The 19745-nt window shown below is 65.2% G+C and carries 9 protein-coding genes and 2 pseudogenes; all 11 read right to left on the bottom strand.

Annotated elements, in window-relative coordinates:
• Positions 1–1702: 1702 nt before the first annotated feature.
• The 11 genes and pseudogenes from BM310_RS17275 to BM310_RS17325 all read right to left on the bottom strand — a co-directional run bounded on the left by BM310_RS17275 (position 1703) and on the right by BM310_RS17325 (position 18876).
• A complete protein-coding gene (locus BM310_RS17275) occupies positions 1703–6139 on the bottom strand; it encodes an eCIS core domain-containing protein (protein WP_089810097.1) in 4437 nt (1478 codons plus the stop codon).
• Positions 6140–6326: 187 nt separating this feature from the next.
• Positions 6327–7250 (bottom strand): eCIS core domain-containing protein, encoded by a 924-nt coding sequence (locus BM310_RS21885; RefSeq protein ID WP_177232686.1) that lies wholly within the window; start codon positions 7248–7250, stop codon positions 6327–6329.
• A gap of 473 nt (positions 7251–7723) precedes the next feature.
• Positions 7724–10228: an ATP-binding protein gene (locus BM310_RS17285; protein WP_089810101.1), complete on the bottom strand. Its 2505-nt coding sequence runs from the start codon at positions 10226–10228 to the stop codon at positions 7724–7726.
• A 56-nt stretch (positions 10229–10284) separates the two neighbouring features.
• Positions 10285–10722: a phage tail protein gene (locus tag BM310_RS17290; RefSeq protein WP_089810103.1), complete on the bottom strand. Its 438-nt coding sequence runs from the start codon at positions 10720–10722 to the stop codon at positions 10285–10287.
• Between the two features lie 216 nt (positions 10723–10938).
• Positions 10939–14598, bottom strand: a complete 3660-nt coding sequence (locus tag BM310_RS17295; RefSeq protein WP_089810106.1) for an eCIS core domain-containing protein — start codon at positions 14596–14598, stop codon at positions 10939–10941.
• Between the two features lie 94 nt (positions 14599–14692).
• A pseudogene (locus tag BM310_RS17300) lies at positions 14693–14854 on the bottom strand (DUF6760 family protein); the annotation flags it as partial.
• A gap of 59 nt (positions 14855–14913) precedes the next feature.
• Positions 14914–15291, bottom strand: a pseudogene (locus BM310_RS17305) (hypothetical protein); the annotation flags it as partial.
• The gene (locus BM310_RS17310; RefSeq protein WP_089810110.1) at positions 15288–15728 is read right to left on the bottom strand and encodes a phage tail protein; all 441 of its coding nucleotides are present in this window, start codon (positions 15726–15728) and stop codon (positions 15288–15290) included. The pseudogene BM310_RS17305 and the gene BM310_RS17310, both read right to left, overlap by 4 nt.
• 12 nt (positions 15729–15740) lie before the next feature.
• On the bottom strand, positions 15741–17276 hold the full coding sequence (locus tag BM310_RS17315) for a phage tail sheath family protein (protein ID WP_089810112.1): 1536 nt from the start codon (positions 17274–17276) through the stop codon (positions 15741–15743).
• Positions 17277–17425: 149 nt separating this feature from the next.
• Positions 17426–18259 carry a hypothetical protein gene (locus BM310_RS17320; RefSeq protein WP_089810114.1) on the bottom strand — a complete coding sequence of 278 codons (834 nt, stop codon included), beginning with the start codon at positions 18257–18259 and terminating at the stop codon, positions 17426–17428.
• The gene (locus BM310_RS17325; RefSeq protein ID WP_089810117.1) at positions 18256–18876 is read right to left on the bottom strand and encodes a DUF4255 domain-containing protein; all 621 of its coding nucleotides are present in this window, start codon (positions 18874–18876) and stop codon (positions 18256–18258) included. The genes BM310_RS17320 and BM310_RS17325 overlap by 4 nt, the downstream gene beginning before the upstream one ends.
• Positions 18877–19745: the final 869 nt, after the last annotated feature.

Below are 19745 nucleotides of genomic sequence, written 5' to 3' on the forward strand. Positions count from 1 at the left end.
ATGTTGTTCTGGTGAACTGTAACGTCGGTCGGTTCCCGGGTCGGTCGCTTCCCCGTTCCCAGTCGCTTCCACGTCGCTGCCTCCGACGTCGGAGGTCGTACCCTTGGCTAACTCCGACTGCGACGCCGCCGACCGTCTGTACGTCAACCGTCGAGTGTCGCCACCCGGCGGCACGAGTGTCGACTGGGCCGTCAGTTCGGCACCCGCAGGTGACCCCACGTCCCCCTCGGTCCACTGGAGCGTGCGGTCTCCGAAGCGTAGACCACCCCGGCTCTCCCTTCGCTTCGCGGGTTCGACGGCTCCGGTCCGCTGGTCGCTTCGGGCGGTGACCGCGAGCCGCGGCGCACGCGACAAGACGGTGTACCGACGCCGTTCGCGAGTCGATGGGGTTCGCCGCTCCGCGCTCGTCGTTCTCGTGACGAGACGCCGTCGAACCGGGGACCGCGGCGGAGTCATCTGCCCAGCACCGAGGGAGTCGTCGTCGGGTCTGTCCAACACCTCCCGGACCCGCCGTTCTGGAGGTTCCGGTGAGGCTTCCGCTGGACTCGGGTCGTCCGCGTTCGGCGAGCGCCTCGGTCCCGTCACCGGCGAACGTTCGGGTTGCGTCGGAGACGATTCGGCCGCGGATGGACCGCGGACCCTCGTCGATGTCCGGTCGGGTGGTGACGCGGGCGAGCGCTCCCGACTCCCGTACGCGACGGTAGTCGTGTCCTCTCCGAGGTGCATCCGTGCTCCGACGCGTGTCACGAGGTGAGCGGAATCCGCGAACGCCGAACTCCGTGGGACGACGACCCTGTGAATCGAGAGGCGGTTGCTCGAATCCGCCGCCGAGCGCGGCCACGCGTCGTCCGGACGGGGACGCCGCTCTCCCCTCTCCGCCGTCTCGTCGCGGCGCGGTCGGGGTTCGACCCGTCGGGCCGTCGGTTCACCGCCGGCGAGGGGAGACTCCGCTCCGTCGTCGGTAGGGCGTCGATGCTCGCGGTAGACCCACGGCGCTCCCGGTGGGCCGGCGGGATGCGGAGTGGCCCCACGCCAGTCGCTCGCACCCGCTCCGACCGTTCGCCTCGTCAGTTCGTGGGTCGCCAGGACGTGCGTCTGCGGCCGGTTCCTCTCCGGTTCGCCTGCCTGTTGTTCGCGCGTCAGCGGTCCGCGCGTCTCTATCGTCGGAGTGGCGGGTGAGTTCGTCCGCGAGTTACTGACCTCGCGGCGTTCCCGAACGACTCGAGTCGAGGTGTGGTGGACGTCCCGACTCCGGTCGGTGCTCTCGGCGACCACCGGACGGTGGACGAGATACGAGAGCGCAGACCGTCGCCAACTGGTCGTTGGTACCCGTCCCTGCAACACGCCGAAGAACGGAGTCGACCGAGCGACTCCGTACCGAGCGGTCGCTCTCGGTTCTCCCTCCGGTTCGTCCCGTTCGTCGCGGTGCCACCGACCGACCGCTATCGGACGTGCGACCCGCGGTAGTTCGATGTCGGTGGTATCTGACGGCATCTGTTCGTTCCGACGTGACCGCTTCGGTAGCTTCAGTCTCCCGCCACGGTCTTCGTCTTCCTCACGAGTTCTATTGTCGGGGAGCGGTCAAATACACTTCGGGTTCCCGAGTCCGCGGACCGTCGTTCGGGCCACGGACGCAGTCGATTGACGGGCACCGGTTCCCAACTGTCTCGAATCGGGACGGTCGGGTGCGTGGGGTTCCGGACTACTTCGAGGTGTACACGTGACCGTCGATGTCTCTGATCGTGATCTCGAATCCCTCCGCGGCGTCGAGGACGTCCCTCGGAATCGGCGCTATCTGCTCGGGGACGATGAGCACCTGCTGGCCGGTGAGCTTCATTCCCTCGACCTGGCGGGCCCTCGAGGAGGGGACATCCGCGATAACGGCTCCCGGGGGATACTTACTCCACAGTTGCATGAGGTAGTCCACGGCCCTGTCGTAGCCGATTTCGGAGAACTGCGTGAACTTGTGCTCGCGAATCTCGGGCGGTCTCGACGACCCCTCTCCCGCGGGCGACCCCTCGCCCGGAACCCAGCTATCGGCACGCCAGTAGAGCGGCCGACCGTTCCGGGTCTTCCTCCCGGTATCGACGTACACCTCCGCGTGGATGCTGCCCTTCCCCTCAGCCGCTTCGTGTTTCTCGACGACCTGGTCGTCGAACAGGTTGCCCCGCTTCGCCGGATAGCCGCTGGAGATGTCCATCGGAACGTTGGCACCGAGTTCCTTGTCGTACACCTCCGGCACTTTGTCGAGGTCCATCCGTGTGTAGTGAAGGCCCAACTCGTCGAACGCCTCCGCAGCGGGGTCGTAGCCGACCGGTAGCGCGCGTTCTTCGGCCAACTGCTGGAGTAACTCTATCCGGTCGGGGTCAAACCCGAGTTCCTCCATCCACGCGCGTTCGACCGCCCGCAGGTCGGCTTCGAGCACTCGCGCGTCAGATGCGACTTGGTCGGCCAATCCTCGGTCGTCCGCCGCGACCGCCTCCCGTGCACGCTCTTCGAGCGAAGCCACCCGACGGACTAACTCCGGGTGGTCGTCGAGTATGTGAGCGTACCGTGCGCCTAACGTCTGACACACCTTCGAGCAGCGAATGATCTGTCCGCGTTTCGTGAGCGTCAGCGTGTGGTCGCCGTCCTGCGTCCTTCGGGTCACCGGTTCGCCGCCGAGACTTCGACTCGGTGAGCGTCCCCCCGTGGCCTCGGGCGTCCGTCGAGGTTCGCCGTCGTCGGGTCGGCGTTCCGGGGCGACGTCGGGTTCTCGCGCCCCCGGCCGGACCGCCTCCCCGGGTGGTCCGACGTCCCTAGTCTCCGGCCGGGAGACGCTTTCCCCGACGGTCGGCGCTTCCGAAGTCCCCATGCGACGCTGCTGGGCACGCTGTGACAGTTCGCGGCCCACGGAGATGCCCGATTCGAGCATCGCCTGCCCCAGAATCTCCATGATTCGTGCCGAGCGTTCGCCCTCCGGGAGACCCTCGAGCGCGGCGATTTGGGTGGCGATTTCGGCGGGGACCAACAGCCCGCTCAGACCGTCAGCTCCGAGACCCATCACGTAGAACGCCCGACCGGTCTTCACCATCCGAAGCGGCGTCACAGCGTGTCCGACGCCAGTGAACCCCCCGACGACGTTGACGACGTCCATGGCCGTCGCCATGTCGAATCGGAGGGTGTCGTCTATCGCTCTGTTGATAACTCGGTAGCCCGATGGAATCGCGCCGACGGCACCGATGGGAAGAAGCAGCGAGATCGACGAACCGGCCGTGAACGGGGCCGCCGCGACGGCCGCTATCGAGAGGACCATGGCGACGTTCTCGACGGCTTCCATGAACAACGCCCCGGCGCTCGCTTTGATGCGCTTCGAGACCGTCTCGCCGTCTATCTGAACCGCGACGTAACCGCGGCCGTACCCCGCGTAGCCGCTCAGGATGTCCACCACCGCGTCCATGATAGCCTCGGCGCGGTTGCGGCCGGTGCCGTAGTCTTCACCGCTGTTCGCCGTCGTGAGGTCCGACACCCAGTACTCGACCTGACCGTCCTCCGTACCGCGGTAGAGCGCTTCCATCGTCAGCTGAATCGACTCTCCCTTGTCGCTGACGAACGTGGCGACCAGCGGTTCGGCGGCCGTGAGGTCACGCTCCTCGCCGCGGTCCGCGCGCAACGCGATGATGACGTCGAGTCGCTCCAGTTGCGTCTGGACCCGGCCCCGGTCGGCGCTCCCGACGGGGAGCGAGTTTCGGTACTCGACCAACTTCTCGCGTTGGACGCTCAGCGCGCCACCGACAGAACTCAGCGACCGTTCGAGCGTGTCCAGTTCCTGCCGCAACTGTTCCTCGTTCAGGTGACTGACCGGTTGACTCAACAGGTCCCGCAGTTCCGCCATCCGCTCGTGCTCCCACGCAGTGGTCGCTCCCCGCTCTCGATTGCGACTCTCGACCAGTTGGACCGGGTCGCGGACGATGATGGGGTAGTACGCGACGCTCGGCGGGCGGACGACTTCGGCGTTCTCGCCGGTGTACGGAATCGCCTTACAGCGGACCAGGTAGGTGCCCGGGCCGGGGAACGCGATGTTCTTCTCGCTCGCCGGCGTCGTCAGTATCTCGATGCCGAGTCTGATGCCTTCGCCGACGTACCGGAGTATCGCGTTCGCCGCGACGAGGGACGTCGCCGCGACGCCCGGCGGGCCGAGTTCCTCGAACACCGTCTCGAAGTCCTCCTCCGCGTATCGAGTCGCGCGACCGAATCGCTGGCCCGCGACGTCCCATCCCGACGGGGTCTGCGGGTCGAGTTCGTCGAACGAGGCCGTCTGCTCGCCCTCGGGAACCCGAACGTAGTTCCACTCGTAGTAGTACGACTGGAACGCCGCGAACACGTCCGGGAACTGGATGCTCATGACGAAGCGGTAGTCGGCTTCCGAGGACGCCTCGAACTGGGGTCCACCCGGTGGGCCAGAGAGTGTCGGCGAGACGCTCATCTTGGCCGGGATGGGCGGCGTGTTGGCCGTTGCGGGTTGGTCACGGACCTGCTGGTCGCCCGAGGGCGGTCCGCTCACGCTCCGCTCTAAGAATCGACCGAACCGGTCGAGTAACTCGCGTCTCGCCTCCGTCTCGTTCCACGACCGATCGACCAGCGACTGTTGGCTGTGAAGGAACGAGAGGAACTGCGACGCTATCGAGGGGTGGGGAGCGCGGTTCTCCGGCGCTTGTCGCGGTTCGGGCTGTTCGTCCTCTGCCAACCCCTCCGGTCGCGGCGTCGGCCAGAGCAACTGATACACCCAGTGGCCGACCAGCGAGGTGTCGGCTCTGATTCCCTCCAAAACCGCCGCGTGGAACTCCAGTTCGAAGACGATGTCCGTCAACACGCGAACGATGCCCTGACGGTTCGCTTCGGAGCGCTCAGAGTGGTAGAGCAGAGCGGCGTCGATGTACGAGCGAAGGAGGCCGATATTCTGCGCCAGTTGTGACCGGAAGAGTTGCTCGCTGTACCACGCGGGCAGCGAGATGTCCATCTCCTGTGCGACTTTCGGGACGTTCAGTAGTCGCCACGCGTCGGAACTCGCAGTGCCGAGGTAGAGGAGTTCCCGCTGACTGTCCGAGAGCAGCACGGTGACCCCCTTCGTCCGTTCTAACCAGAGCACCGACTGCAGGGCGAGGTGACTGGGGATCCAGAACTGTGTCACCGTCTCGCCGCCAGTCGCGTCGCCCGCTAACGTCCCCTCCCCGTGCCACTGCTTCGCGGTCCCCCACTGATAGAACTCGGCGGCCAACGCGGCGGTGTACCCTTCGTCCCCCACCAGCGTGTAGAGCGCTATCTCCGAACCCTGCTTCGCGCGGGAACCGGGCCGAAACTGCGTGCCCTCCGGTGGCAGGAACAGCAGTCCGGTCATGCTCACGGACATCCCGGCACGCGGTGGACTCTCGGAGGACACCATCCGCCGTTCGTCGGCCGGTTCCGGCGATGTGCCCGGTCCCGAGACCGGGGACTCGCCTTCGGGGACGCGTTGGACGATGTCAGAGGACGAGCGCTGTTGGACGACGTGTGCGAGTTCGTGTGCCAGCAGCTCTCGACCCCCGGTCGAAGACGGTCGGTACTCTCCCGCACCGAAGTGGACGTCTCGCCCCACGGTGAAGGCGCGAGCGTCCGCTCGACGCGACGCGTCGGCGGCGTCGGTTCCCGCGTGAATCCGAACGTCGCCGAGACCGGTACCGAACTGCCGTTCGAGCGTGGTTCGTATCGAGTGCGGTATCGGCGTCCCCCCGCCCCGGCTCTGCTCGACGTACGACGCGACGTCCGAACCGACGGGTGCCTCACCGGGAACGCTCCCGGTCGTCCGGGACGGCTCTCCGTTTCGTTGGACTCTGTCTCCCCGTCTCGCCGCTTCGGCCCACCGTTCGGCCTCCAGTTCGTGCCGTCCTCGCTCGCGTCCGACCAGCGGTTTCCGTTGAAGCTGTCGCTCGACGAGTCCCTGGACCGCTCGGTTCCCCCAGTCACGTTGCAGCAGCTCGAACGGATGCGCTCGCTCGTCAGAAACCGGTGATTCCTCGAACCGACGGTCACTCGACCCCTCCGCGCGCCCTCGTCGCCTGTCGGCCGTCTCGGTTTCACTAGTCCGCGTCGAATCCGCTCCGGCTCGAAGATTGTCTGTCATCGCTACGGTGGGTAAAGGCTTCCTCCACGACGCGTGCGGTGACCGGCGGGCCGCCGTCCGGCATCGTTCGGTGCGGTGCGCTTCACAGACGACCAGATCTGGCTACGGGTCGCCGACCCACCCCGCTGGTCACTTCCGCGAACGCGTCCGGGGCCGTGCTGCATCAGTGCGTGGCCTGTCCCCCCAGTCATCGGGAGGACACACCCGGTTGTTCTTCGTACGGTAACGGTATCTCCAACGTCTGTCCGGGGAAGACGAGGTCGGGGTCGTCACCCACCACGTCCCGGTTACGCTCGTAGAGCGTCGGCCACCCACCGGGGACGGCGAACTGGCGGGCGATGCCCCAGAGTGTGTCGCCCGGCTTCACCGTGTACGTCGTCGTCTTCGGCGCTGGTGGGCCGACGAACGCGTCGTCTGCGGGTTCCGGAACGGGTTCGGGATCGACCGGCGTCTCGACCGGTTCGGACGGGGCCGGTGGCTCTTCGGGCTGGCAGTCGCACACCTGCCGCTGTCGTTCTTCGTGGGCGCTTCCGCCGAAGTGTGTGAGCGCCGTGAAGTAGCGGTCCGCCCACGTCCGACACCGTTCGACGACCGACTGGTTCTCCGAGGAGGCGTTACAGATGGCCAGCATATCACGGTGCATCCGCTCGTCGCAGGCCGCCCTGTCGGACCCGCACGTCTGGTAGCACTCGTCGTGCCGGTCGCACGCACGCCCGCCTCGAGCGGTCGGTGCTTCGATGGCGAACTGCGTGTCGCTCCCGCCCGCCGGATTATCGGGGTCGATTCCGGCGACCGAAGACACCCAGTCGGGGACGCTACAGCCGTCGTACTCGAACTCCCACCGGCCATCGACGCACTCGCGCTGGACGACGGCCGCCGTCGCGCCGTCCTGCTGAATCGTGTGCGTCAGTTCGTGTGCGAGCAATCGCCGGCCGTCGCTCGTCTCCGGTCGGTACTCGCCGGACCGGAACACGACGTCCCGTCCCAGCGTGAACGCCCTCGCGTTCACCGCTCTCGCGGCCGCGTCCGCTCGCGCCCCGGTGTGAACGCGGACGTCACCGAATCCCCGCCCGAATCGCGGTTCGAAGAACGACCGGACGGAGTCCGGCAACGGACGACCGCCGGTTTCGGCTCCCCGAACCGGGCTTGCCGTTCGGGCTCCGGCATCCGGTCGTTCCGGTGAGGCGGGTGTCCGCCGAATCTCGCGTTCGCAGTCCGGACAGTCGAGCGGTTTCCCCTCGGCGTGCCGCTTCTGACACCGCGGGCACATGCGCTGGACGGTGCTGTCGACGGCAGTGGCCCGCGCTACCGCCGGGCGCTGACCCGTCTCGGCTCTCCCCCGCGTCACGTCCCGTGCGACACGGTCGGCCTCACGTTCGAAGCGGTCGTTCGGCGGTCCCACCGTCTGATTCGGTCGAGTGCGCTCGCTCAGGAGTCGCTGGACGCCTCGGTTACCGAGCGTGCGCTGGACGCGGACGAGTGGCCCGTCGCGGTTGCGGCGGGTGTCGTCTCGGTTCGTTCGACTGCGCGTCTTCGTGGGTCGACGGCGGCGCGTCGCGCCGCACGTGATGGCGTGTCTGGTCGTCATGATTCGAGCAGTCTCTGGTACTCCCCGAACTCCTCGGGTTCGATGAGTTTCCCCGACTTCTGGTACTCGCGGCGGATGCCCCAGACGAGATGTTCCATCTCCACTCGGTCGAGGAACCAGAAGTCGAGGGGGCCGGAAATCTCGTCCGCCTCGGGAATCAGCCCTTCTATCGTCTCGCGTTCGATGCTGTAGAGTTTCTCCGTCTCGACGGTTCGCTTCCCCGAGGCGGCGAGAAACGCCGCCGTCAGGGCGACGTTCTTGATGTGGCCGCCCGTCACCTCGAACTTCGAGAGGAAGTCGTAGTCGAGATTCCGGCAGGGCGTCGTATCGACGGGGAAGATACCCTCCCAGATGCGCTTTCTCGCGTCCCGTTGCGGTCGCGGGAAGTCCACGCTCAGGTGGATGCGCCGCAGGAAGGCGTCGTCGATGTTCTGTTTGAAGTTCGTCGTCAGGATGACCGCGCCGTCGTGTTCCTCCACGCGTTGGAGTAGGTAGTTCACCTCTATGTTCGCGTACCGGTCGTGAGCGTCCGATACCTCCGAGCGCTTGCCGAACAGGGCGTCGGCCTCGTCGAACAGGAGGATGGCGTCGCTGTTCGCCGCCTCGTCGAACACCTGCCCGAGGTTCTTCTCCGTCTCGCCGATGTACTTGCTGACGACGCTGGAGAGGTCTATCTTGTAGAGGTCCAGTCCGACCTCGTGTGCGATAATCTCGGCGGCCATCGTCTTTCCCGTCCCCGAGGGTCCGGTGAACAGGGCGACGACGCCGTTTCCGAGGCTGAACTTCTCTTTGAAGCCCCAGTCGCTGTAGACGCGCCCCTGATGTTCGACGTGAGCGGCGACTTCCTTGAGGTGCGCCTCCTTGTCCGGCGGGAGGACGATGTCGTCCCAGCCGTACCCGGGCGTGACGATGCGGCCGAGCGACCCGAGTTTCTCTCTGGACTGTAACCGACAGCCGGCGTAGATGTCGTCGGCCGTGAGTTCGCCGCCGTACGTTCGGGACCGCGCGGCGTCCACGGCATCGACGATCTGTCCGGCGGTCAGCCGGAACTTCCCCGCCAGTTCGGTGACGTTCACGTCCGCGGGAAGGTGGGCGACCCGTTTCCACAGTTCGCGTCGGCGGTCGTAGGAGGGAACGGGGAACTCGACGGAGACGAACACGTGGTCGGTGACGCCGAGGCGGTGGCTCGCCCCTATCGTGTCCGTCCCGACGACGAAGACGCGACCGTCGTAGTCGTCCAGCGAACGGAGCAGGTGTGTCACGTCCGCATCGTCGTCGCCGAGAGCTTCGAGATTCGAGACCGCGAGTACGGCGTCTCGGAGTCGCGCCTCTCTCAGTAACATCTCGACCGTCTCACGGATGCCGTGCCGACGTATCTCCTGCGCGTCGGCGGTCAGGAGCGTCTGCTCCCAATCTGCACAGAGTGCGGCCACCGTCACCGACCGACCGGAGCCATAGGGTCCGTAGAGGTGAGTCAGCAGGTGGCTCCGCTCCTCGTCGTCGGGCGGTTGCGTCCAGCCCGCGATGCGGTCGAGTTGGGCACTCACCTCGTCGTCCAACGTCAGCCGTTCGAGGTAGTTCGTCCCGTCTTCGACCGTCTCCGCTCGTCTGGCGGCACTCGGCGTCTCCTGTGAGACGCCCTTTCCCCGGGACACCGTGTCGTCCGTCGATTCCTCGCTCGCGTCGTCCGAGTCCGGTCGCCGGAGCAACAACGAGTGGAGGTCGTCCGTCGGCTCTCGCACGGTGGCGACGTCGGCGAGCGTCCCGCCGAGCAGGTCGATTCCGAGCAGATAGTCCACGACCCGTTCGTCCACCTGTATCGCCCGCGTCGGCAGCGGCGACGAGTCGTCGCCCGACAGCCTGACGAGGCGGTGCTCTCGGAGCGGGGACGTGCGGGCGAAGACGGTTCTGCGCCTCAGCCGTTCGTCCGTGGACGGTGCGAACGTCCGGAGGACGAGGTCAACTGTCGGCCGTTTTCGCGTCACGTCGTCGTGCAGGTACGCGAAAATCGTCTCGTACTTCGGGTCGATTTCGGGGGCGACGCCGACCAGTAACACGTCGAGATCAGCGCGTTCCAAGCCGAACCGGTCGGCGACTCTCACGAGTCGGAGTTCCGTCCCTTCGCGCCGTGTCAGGTCCTTTCGTTCCGCTATCGTTTCGGTGATGTCCTGGAGATACTGGAAGTGCGCCTCGGTCAGCACGCCCTCCGTCACCGGGTCGGTCCCCCACCCGTGCGAGGAGAGTTCCAGCAGTTTGTCGACCGTCTCGTCGGAGATGTAGTAACCCGCGAACTCGTCGGTTCCGCCCCCGTTGGATTCACGCCACTGCTGGACGCGGAGCCACAACACGTAGTCGAGGCGGACGAGTTCGTCCACGAGGTGTTCGCGGTCGTCTCGGTACGGGGTCGGCTGGTCGGTCTGGACACTCCGCTCGTCCGCCCGGCGTTGCCGTCGCTCCCGTCGTCGGCGTTCGTCGTCGCGTTCCCACGGCCACGTTATCATCGTCTCTCAGTCGGTCGGTCGTGTCGGTCGTGTCGGTTATCCCGGGTCATGTCCGCTCACTCCACGAGCGTGAACCCCTCGTGGGCGAGTTCGAGCGTCTCGATAGCCACCGAGCCCTGGTCGGCGCTGAACTCCGGACCGGCCCACCGAACCGGGTACGCCCTGATGAACCGCCACGTGAGTTTCTGCTCGCCCACCGTGTTCATGAGGTGGAGCCAGACGGTGTCCCGTCGAACGACTCCTTCCCGGGCGTCCGACACCCACTCCCAGAGGTCCGTCGAGTCGGTGATTCCGCGCTGGAGTTCGACGTTGGGCTGGGTGAATCGCGCGGGCAGTTTGTGGGTGAAGCGGTTGTTCCCGCCCTCCTCGTACTCCTCGGGTTCCATCTGGTGTTCCAGCCCCGACACCGAAGAGAACCCTCCGACGGTGAGAGCGTCCATCTCGACGTGAAACCGGAAGTCGAGGTAGGGGTCGGTCCGTTCTGTGGTGGCCATCACTCACACCCGGTCCGCCGCCTGTCTCCCGGTGGGGTCCGGCTGCTCCCCCAATTCCGGGTTCGCACGTCTCGCCGACGATACACGCTCCACATGTCTGTTCATCGGTAGTATACACTCGAACCGTATAAATAACTACTCGTGGGTTTACTGCCCACAGTGGCGGCGTTTCCACTGGTTTCGTCTCGGGCCGACTCGCTCATCATCACACCCCTGTCACTCTGACTGACCCGCTCGGCTCCGTATTTCGCTCTCGAATCGTCTCGACCCCGCCGTCAATGTCAGTTCGTCTTCGTGAACGAGTGCGTACCCCTCGGCGTTCCGGTAGACGTCGTACACCGGGCCCGAGTAGTGCTGCCCGATTACCGAATGTGAGTACTCACGCCAGTAGTAGCGGCTCAGGCGCCGGAACGTCCGCATATCGACGGCTCTGACCAGGGCGTACTGTTTCCCGCGGACCGTCTGGGTCCCCACGCGGAGGAACCGCGGTTCGACATCGTCGAAATCGAGCTTTCGCAGGCTGCCGCCGCTAGAGAACACGTACACTCGCCGGAGGTCCTGGACGATGCCGGTATCTTCGACTGTCCGAACTGAACCCTCCTCACTCGTCTCTACGTCTCGTTCGAACCGCGCCTGCTGCGCCCGTTCGAGATGTGCGTGCAGTTCGTTCAACGGCCGCTGAATCGCCGAGTCGTACACGTACCGATACTCGCCCTCTTCGCGGTCCCAGAGGCGGACACCCCAGTCGTCGCCGAACTTCTTGAACGCTTCGTCGGACGGGTATCCGGCGTTGAACCGCGTCCAGTCTTCGAGCGTCTGTGACTGCAGGTACTGCGAGTAGACGACGCGTTCGAGCTCCGCCGAGTCGACGCCCGTGACGACGACTTTCTCGTACTCGGGTACTGTCGCCTCTATCGACTCCCCGGAGGCGACGCGGAGAATCTGTTCCTGTGTCAGAGCGCCCGAGACGACGTCGTAGCCGCCCCAGAAACCGCGTTTGACGAGCGCAAGCGTCGGTCGAACGCCCTGTCGAATCCACCACATCGCCGTCCGTGCGCCGGTGGCACGTGCGCGCTCTTCTGCGGCTTCCTTCGCGATACTGGCCTGGTGTGCCGTCTCTGCGAGTTCCACTCCGATTCGAATGACTTCCAGCGCCGCGAGGGCGCCGGCGCCGACGCGACTTCGCATCGGTGCCGAGACTCGCCCCCCGGTGATGCCGCCGTGCATCGCTTGGCTCATCATCTCGTTCAGACGCATCTGCCGCCCGAGCGATTGGAGCAGTTCGACTCGGAACTCAGACATCATGAGCCGGTGTGCGAACGTCGCTCGCCCGAGTTGGGCGGCGACGCGCTGAATCTGCTCTCCGGTCCAATGTGACCGGGTCGCCTTCCACGCCGACCGAACGTGTTCGTGAACCTCCGCTTGCCCGAGTACTGCACGCGCTTCCGCGAGGCGTGACTCGTAGACACCGCGCAGTCGGTTCACCTCGCGCCACTGTTCGGTCTGCACCGCACGGAACATCGAGAACATCGTCTGGAACGCTCGACCGTACGCGTTCAGGCTGTTCTCGTGAATCTCGATATCACGTCGGAACGTCTCCAACCTCGCCGATTCGACGTGGCGCCGTATTGCCGCGAGTGCGCTGGTAACTATCGACATATCACGACCGGCACGCATACCTTGTCTGCCTTCGGCAGCCGACTCCATCGCGCTGAACAGCGCGTCCACTCGCGCCCACGTCTGCCGTTCTACTACCTCTAGGCCCTGTTTTATCTGTTCGGCCGAGCTACGGAGTCGGGCGGGTGCACCGCCCTGCGAGTACGCTTCGTGGAGCGCTTCGGCGCGTTGTCGCAGCATCACCGTCTCGTGACGGGTAGCAGCGGCGCGCATGAGTTCGCCCTCGTGCGTTCTCACGAACTCGGTCACCCGGGTGAACGACCGCGCGTCGAACTGTACCGTCTCCATCGTCCTCCCCCGGCCGCGGATGACCTCCGACCGACCTTCCGGTGACGGGTCGGTCGTCACCCGTTCGACGTTTACGCCGGCGAGGTCCAGGAACCGGATGGAGGCGGACGCCCCCGACGCGAACGACTCGCTCGTCTGCGTGAAGAACCTCGTCGTCCCGTCGCTTGCCTCGAACGTCAGTCGGAGCTTCCGAATCATCCCTTTCACGTCGGGACCGGTCGTGATTGCTCCCCCGTGGTGTTCCTGCTCGACCCCCCGAAGGTGGAATCCGCCAGCGCCGAGCAGTCGACTCAACGCGGCCTGTCCCACCGCATCGACCGACTCGGAGAACTGTCGCTGTCGAGCGTCTGCACCGAAGAGCCATCGGTCGCCGGTCACGAGGTCTTTCACAATCGTCACTGGACTCGTTCGGTTCTTGTCGAACGTCCTCCGGTCGGTTTCGGTGAGTTGTCGATGCGCTTCGACCGACCTGTATTCGGTTATCTCCATGTTACCGACGACGGCTCGCCGTTCGTGGACCTGACCGCCGGACGGACCGAGGCGCCGCCCTGCCCCGAGCACGTCGATTTCGACTATCTCCTGTCCGGTCCTGAGACTCATCTCCAACGAGCTCCACCCGGCGTGACTCACCTGACGCAACTGTTGTGTCGTTATCTCTATCGTCGCCCGCTGTAGCTGCGACGCGCGCAGAAACGACTCTATCGCGTTGAAGTGGTCGGTGTCGATGTGTGACACCCTGAAGTTCACGAAGTTCCCGATCATCCCTCTCGCTGACGCGCGGCGGAACGTTTCGGTGAGCCGCCGCACGTCGTCCGAGCGGCCAGTGATGTCGGTTCCCGTTCCCGCGTCCAACACGACGTCGGGACCCGTTCCGCCGACCGAGCGCAACAGAATCGAGCGGCCCTTGTCGACCTTGAACAGGATCACCTCGACGCCAGCGCGCAGCGGGGGCGGTTGCTGGATGCGAATCGCCGGGAGCCGCAGGCTCTGCGTGCCGGTGTTCCCTATCCCGAGGACGTACACCGGTCGCTCCTCGCCGAGCATGAACCCGTTCGGGAACGTCGCGGCGAGGGTCGATTCCTGTGCTGCGTCCAACTGGATGCCGCGACTCGTCAGCTGACTCTGTTCGACGTCGCCGAGGGTCTGGCCCGCGTCTTCGTCCTCCGGGCCGGCGTCACTCTCCGACTGTCGCCGGACTTCGGGGACACCCCCGTTCGACTGCTGCTCGACGTGCGCTAACTCGTGAGCGATGAGCTCCCGACCGCTCGACGTCTCCGAATCGTACTGGTTTGCACCGAAGTAGATGTCCGAACCGTACGTGAACGCACGGGCGTCGAGCGCCTCGCTCGCCGCGGCCGCGCGGCCGCCGGTGTGTAATCTGACGTGACCGAAATCCCGACCAAACCGTGGTTCGAAGAACGCTCGCACCGATGGCGGTATCGGCTCACCGCCGCCCGAGGCGGTACCCCGCGGTGATAGCCCTTCGCCCGACCCAGTCGCCGGCGCGTCGCTCGCCCGCCGAACGACCGCGGCTCCAGACTCGCCTTCTGTCGAAAGCCCGGAATCAGACTCGCGGGCGTCCGTCTCTCCGGCGTCTGTGGTCTCGGTTGAGCCGTGGCCGGCGTCGGTTCCGACACCGTCGGGGGATCGCTCCGGCGTCGTAACCACGCGTCGTGCCGTCCGCTCTGCGGCCCGTTCGTCGCGCGCTTCCGACGGAGAGCCGTCCGAACGCCGTTGCTCACCGCCGCCCACTACCCTCCGTACGGCGCGATTACCGTAGCGACGCTGTGCATCGACGAGTGGGTGTGAGGCTGTCGAGGACCCCTCGCCGCGTTCCGACCGTCCGGTAGAGCGGGTCGATTTCGCTGATTCGGCCGACTTAGAGTCGTTCTCGGTGGTCTTCGAACTCATATCTCGTCTCGACGCCGGAGTTCGACGAGCGGCCCGTGTCAACCGACCCCCACGAACCGGTCTCTCCGACGGGACCGCGGACCTAACTCCGCTCCTCGTTCATCCGCTCGTTGATGGCGCTAATCTCTTCGCACCACCGCCGTCGTTCCCAGTGCGGCATGTTCAGTACCTCGTCGTGGCTCCAGTTGAAGTGGTAGGCCACGAAGGCGACTTCCTCGTACAGTCGGTCGAGCGGATAGCCGCCGCCGTCCGGCAGGAGCCTCACGGATTTCCCATCCCGAGACCGTTCGTCACCTCCGCGTCGCCGGTTATCGGCGTGAGACTCGCGCCCGACGACACTTCGACGTCGAACTCCTCGCCGCAGTCCGGGCACACCGTCTCGACGGCGTCCGCACCGCGCAGGTTCACCCGTTCGTACAGGTCCTGCAGGTACGCGAGGTCAGAGACGAACAGATTCTCCACGACGTGGGGGTTCACGTTGTCGAGCGAGCCGAGTTTCGTCGTCACCCGTGCGAGGAGGATGATGGACAGGTACGCCTCGTTCGACCGGACGCGCGGGTCTTTCAGCGGCAGAATCTCGTCGGCCGCCGTCGCCAACCGCATCACGCCGTCGCGGTGGAGCGTCCCCTCGTCGTCCACGTAGCCGTTCGGGAGCGTGAACTCGAACTCGGTCTGTAAGGCACCTCCGCTCATGACCGGCGGACCATCCCTTCGTGGACGATTTCGATGGACTCGATGGCCACCTGCGAGTCGGTGGCGTTCAGATCAGGCGCGTCGTAGTTGATGGGCCACGCCTTGACGAACTCCCAGCGCGGCCCCTGTTCGCCCTCCTCGTCCAAGACGATGACCGCGATGTCGCGGCGCGCCTTGTCCACCTTGCCCTGTTCGACCATCTGTCGCCACTCGAAGATGGCGATGGAGTCGTCGGTCGTCCCCCACTGGAGCGTGAGGTTCTCGAACTGGTTCAGACTCCACAGCTTTCGAACCGTGGGCGCTTCGTTGCCCTCTCTGTACTCCGTCGCTTCGGTCGTGTTGCTCGGAATCGTCGCTTCACTGAACCCCGCTTGGATGGTGTCGTCGATTTCGAGCAGGTATCGCGAATTTCGGTATGGACCGTATCTGTCTGGCATCTGTCTCTCTCCTCAGGCTCCTTCCGCACCGGCTGTCCACTGGGTGATTCTGAAGATGACGAACTCCGCCGGCTTGACCGGGGCGACGCCGACTTCGATGATGAGTCGTCCCTTGTCGATGTCGTCCTGCGTCATCGTCGTTCGGTCGCACTTGACGTAGAACGCCTCCTCGGGCGTCGTCCCTTGAAGCGCGCCGTCCCGCCAGACGCCGGTCAGGAAGTCCGTAACGGACTGTCGAACCCGCGCCCACAGCGGTTCGTCGTTCGGTTCGAACACCGCCCACTGCGTCCCCTCGTCCAACGACTCTTCGAGGAACAAGAACAGTCGGCGGACGTTGACGTATCGCCAAATCGTCTTCGGCGAGGTGGTTCGCGCCCCCCAGATACGGATGCCGCGGCCGCGGAACGCGCGGATGCAGTTGATTCCCTTCGGATTCAGTCCGTTCTGGTCGACCCTCCGAATCTCGTGTTCTAACCCCTGTACGCCCTGCAACTGTTCGTTCGCCGGCGCCTTGTGGACGCCTCGGTTGGTGTCCGTCCGGGCGTAAACCCCGGCGACGTGACCCCCCGGCGGTACCAGCGTCTCCACGTTCGTGAACGGGTCCAGCACCTTCACCCACGGGTAGTACAGGGCCGCGAGACCACGTTCGGAGACGGCGTCGTTCGGCAGGCCGTCGGTGCTGAGCGTGTCCGGATTCACCCCCTGGTCGGTCTGCAGGATGGCGAAGCGGTCCTCCGTCTCTCGGCAGTGGCCGCGGAGGAGTCCGCGGAGTCCCGAAAGTTTCGCCTCGTCGGGGATGCAGACGATGGCTATCTCGTCGACCTGAGTGAACCCCTTCAGCCCCGTTCGGCGTATTCGCTCGCCGCCGGAGGGTGTGGGAACCACGTCGTCCTCGACGCCCTCGAAGTCGTCGACGCCGAGCTCGCCGTCCGCGCCCGCTTCGAGAGCCGTGGTCCCGACGGGAAGCGCCCCCGGGGCGTTCTCGTCGATTTCGACCAGCGACGAGGCGTTGTTGACGCTCTTCGCGTAGTAGTCGGGCGTTCCTTCCGTCGCGTCCAGGTCGTCGTACCGTTCCTCGACGGTCGGCTCCACCGAATCGTCGTCGGGAATCCCGTCGCGCCAGTACCTGACGAACACCGTGAATCGGCCTTCGATGTCGGATTCGGCGACCTCAACTTGGACGTTGGTACCCCACGTGCCCGGGCCGTTCGCGCGGACCGTCACGTCGCCGATGGTCGCTGTCGCAGTCTCCGCCTCGCCCGCGGTCACGCGGCCGACGAAGACCCGCGACCCGCCGTTGCGGAAGAAGCCGTCCACGGCGTACGCGAGGTACGACTTTCGCGGGGTATCACTCCCTTGAAACGAAGCCGTCGTTACGCCGCCGAACGTGCGCTGGTAGTCAGCGAAACTCGTGACGAGTTGGGGTTCGACCGGCCCTCGTTCCGTCGGGCCGACGAACCCTGCTGTGCTGGTTCCGACGCCTTCTATCGGCATCGCCCCTGTCTCTATCTCCTCGATGTACACGCCTGGCGAAAGATATTCTGGCATCTCTGTCACTCACCTATGTCCTGGGGTGTACGTCACCTGACAAAAGTATATAGCTACCTATCGGAAACTGATAGCTATCGCCACCCGGACGTTCCGGTTTGCGGTCGGGTCCGCCGCTCACGTCCGAACGACGCCTCGCCGGTGACGCCTCAGGACGGCGGTTCCTGCCACACCGAGTCTCCGCACTGACGGAACCGAACCTCGTTCTCGCCGACGAACACGAGGTGGTAGCACGTCGCCTCGCCGGCGGAGAGAGCGACGGGGACCGTACCGGACCCCCAGTCGCCGTGCGTGACGACGACTTCGGGTGCCTCGCGGCCCGGGGTGACCGACCCGTCCGTCGTGATATCGGCGGCGGCGAGGTCGACCACCGGGACGACGAACTCACCGCCGCGCGTCGTCTGCGCCGACGGTTCGAGGCCGTCGACGCGGACGGCGACTCCGCTCTCGCCGTCCGTCGCCGGCGAGAGTTCCTCCGGGAGGTCACCGTCGGTGTGGACGAAGACGTGACCGCGGAGCAGGGTCGCACCGGGTGGGAACCGATAGGCCGGACGCGGCCGCAGGTCGACGGTCACGACGGGTGCTCGGGGGTCGAGCGTCTCCATATCGACCGGCACCTCGTCGTCGGCGTACCGCTCTCCACCGTGGACGACGAGGACCGCCTCACCCTCGCGGGGCAGGTCCTCCTCGAAGTAGAGCAGGTAACCGCTCGGGTTGACGACGGGTTCGGCGTCGCGTCCTCGAATCCGAACGACGGGTCCACCGCTCGAACGGTGACCGTTCGAGTCGTCCTCGGTCCACCGACCTCGGTTGGACCGCGAGGCGCGTCGTCGGAACGAGTCCGCGGCGAGTGGTTCGGCCGCGTCCGTCTGGAGGGTGCGCGCAGGGAGCGGGTTCCCGGTGAAGGCGTCGCGGAGGTGGACCGCGAGCGAGAGTCGTCTGCTGTGCGTCGCTATCGGGTCTCGGCCGCCGTCTGTGCTCACGAGTTCCTCCGTGGTGCCTCGCCGACTCCGCCGTGGTAGCGGTCCTCTTTCTCGACCACGCGGCTCACGGACCGGTCCGGAGTCTCGATTCGGACGGGGCTGACGAGGTAAGAGACGGACGGTTGAAACGGTTGGTCCGGGAACGTCCCCCACAGGCTCACCATCGTCTCCAGCGACGGCGGGTCGGTTGCCTCCACGGTGAGTCGGACCTCTTCGTCGTGGTCCGCCAGCGTCCCCGCCAAGTCCGTCCCCCGAACGACTCGGTTCTCGTGGAGCACTTGCATCGCCCGTCCGAGGACGGTGTGCTGTTCTTCGGAGCGTTCCGTCTCGTCGGCACCGCCGGCAGACGGGTGGGCCGTGAGGAGGTAGTAGAGGTCCAGTGCCAACGGCGGGGGCCGTACCGTCGTCTCGTCTACCACGCGCGGACGGACGTTCTTGAGGTCTGCCGTCTCGGTGAGTCGATACAGGTACAGCGTCAATCTGGCGTCGGTCCCGTTCTCGACTGTCGAGGGCGCGGCGAGAGCTATCTCGTCCCGTCCGACGAGGTCGCTCATCTCGGTTCGGAGCAACTCGACCAACGTCTGCCCCACGTCGGCGATTGCCGACCGTCCGGCCACGACTCATCCCCTCCCACTAGGTCGTCGGCGCTCAGACGACCGGAGTGTCGGGACGCTTACTTCCGACTCGCCGGGGCAGCAGCGCCGCCGTCCGACTCGAACTCTCTGTGCTGACATGTCACGTGATACTGCGCTCGGGGTCCTGAAAACCTTTTCTGCGACGGACACGGATGTCGCTCGAGCCCCGAGGGTTGGATTTGCACGCTCGAGGGAACTCCTCCACATTCTTCACGATTAATCTCGACTGTCACAATCATTATATAAGTAATATCACAATTACAATCGTACTTTTGTAAGGAAAAGCGAACAGTGACCCAACGAGAGAGTGTGCCCGGTGCAGACTGCGAGTATTGCTATCGTTGAGTGTTCGTGTATCTTGGGAATATGTTTACAAATACTACTTTTTCATAATCAAATTTCGGACTTGTATATTTTATTTGAGATATATGATGATTGAATGCTACTATCGTATCTATATAGTAGATTTATGTTTCTAACTGGCGAAGATGATACCCAAAACAGAATATGTGCTCTCAGGTATGATTAGCCTCGGAACGTCCGTCCGAACGAAGAGAATCGCGTCGGACCATCGGCAACCGAGCGCCAACCATCGCATAGGGGCCGAGTTAAACGAACAGTATTAGTTCTGTAATGCTTCCGGAGTATTCGGGAGTCGCTCGTAGACGGGCGACGGTGGCCTGACCGCTCTCCGACTACTCGATTCCCGTGCCGCCAGTCGAGGGTGAGACGGTGCTAGTAGGTGCGATATTCAGTCGGTTTGCTGTTTGTCTCTCGCAAACGCGGGTCGAGCGAACCGGGACACCATCGTCGGTCAAAGCCCCATCCGAAGGGAAAGTCGTGCGACCGGA

It is taken from the genome of Halogeometricum rufum, from assembly GCF_900112175.1.
Classification (GTDB): domain Archaea; phylum Halobacteriota; class Halobacteria; order Halobacteriales; family Haloferacaceae; genus Halogeometricum; species Halogeometricum rufum.

Bases quoted from the DNA above. Each gene is read 5' to 3' on its own strand.
- BM310_RS17275 (WP_089810097.1), bottom strand. From the start codon at position 6,139: ATGACAGACAATCTTCGAGCCGGAGCGGATTCGACGCGGACTAGTGAA.
- BM310_RS17285 (WP_089810101.1), bottom strand. From the start codon at position 10,228: ATGATAACGTGGCCGTGGGAACGCGACGACGAACGCCGACGACGGGAG.
- BM310_RS17290 (WP_089810103.1), bottom strand. From the start codon at position 10,722: ATGGCCACCACAGAACGGACCGACCCCTACCTCGACTTCCGGTTTCAC.
- BM310_RS17295 (WP_089810106.1), bottom strand. From the start codon at position 14,598: ATGAGTTCGAAGACCACCGAGAACGACTCTAAGTCGGCCGAATCAGCG.
- BM310_RS17310 (WP_089810110.1), bottom strand. From the start codon at position 15,728: ATGCCAGACAGATACGGTCCATACCGAAATTCGCGATACCTGCTCGAA.
- BM310_RS17315 (WP_089810112.1), bottom strand. From the start codon at position 17,276: ATGCCAGAATATCTTTCGCCAGGCGTGTACATCGAGGAGATAGAGACA.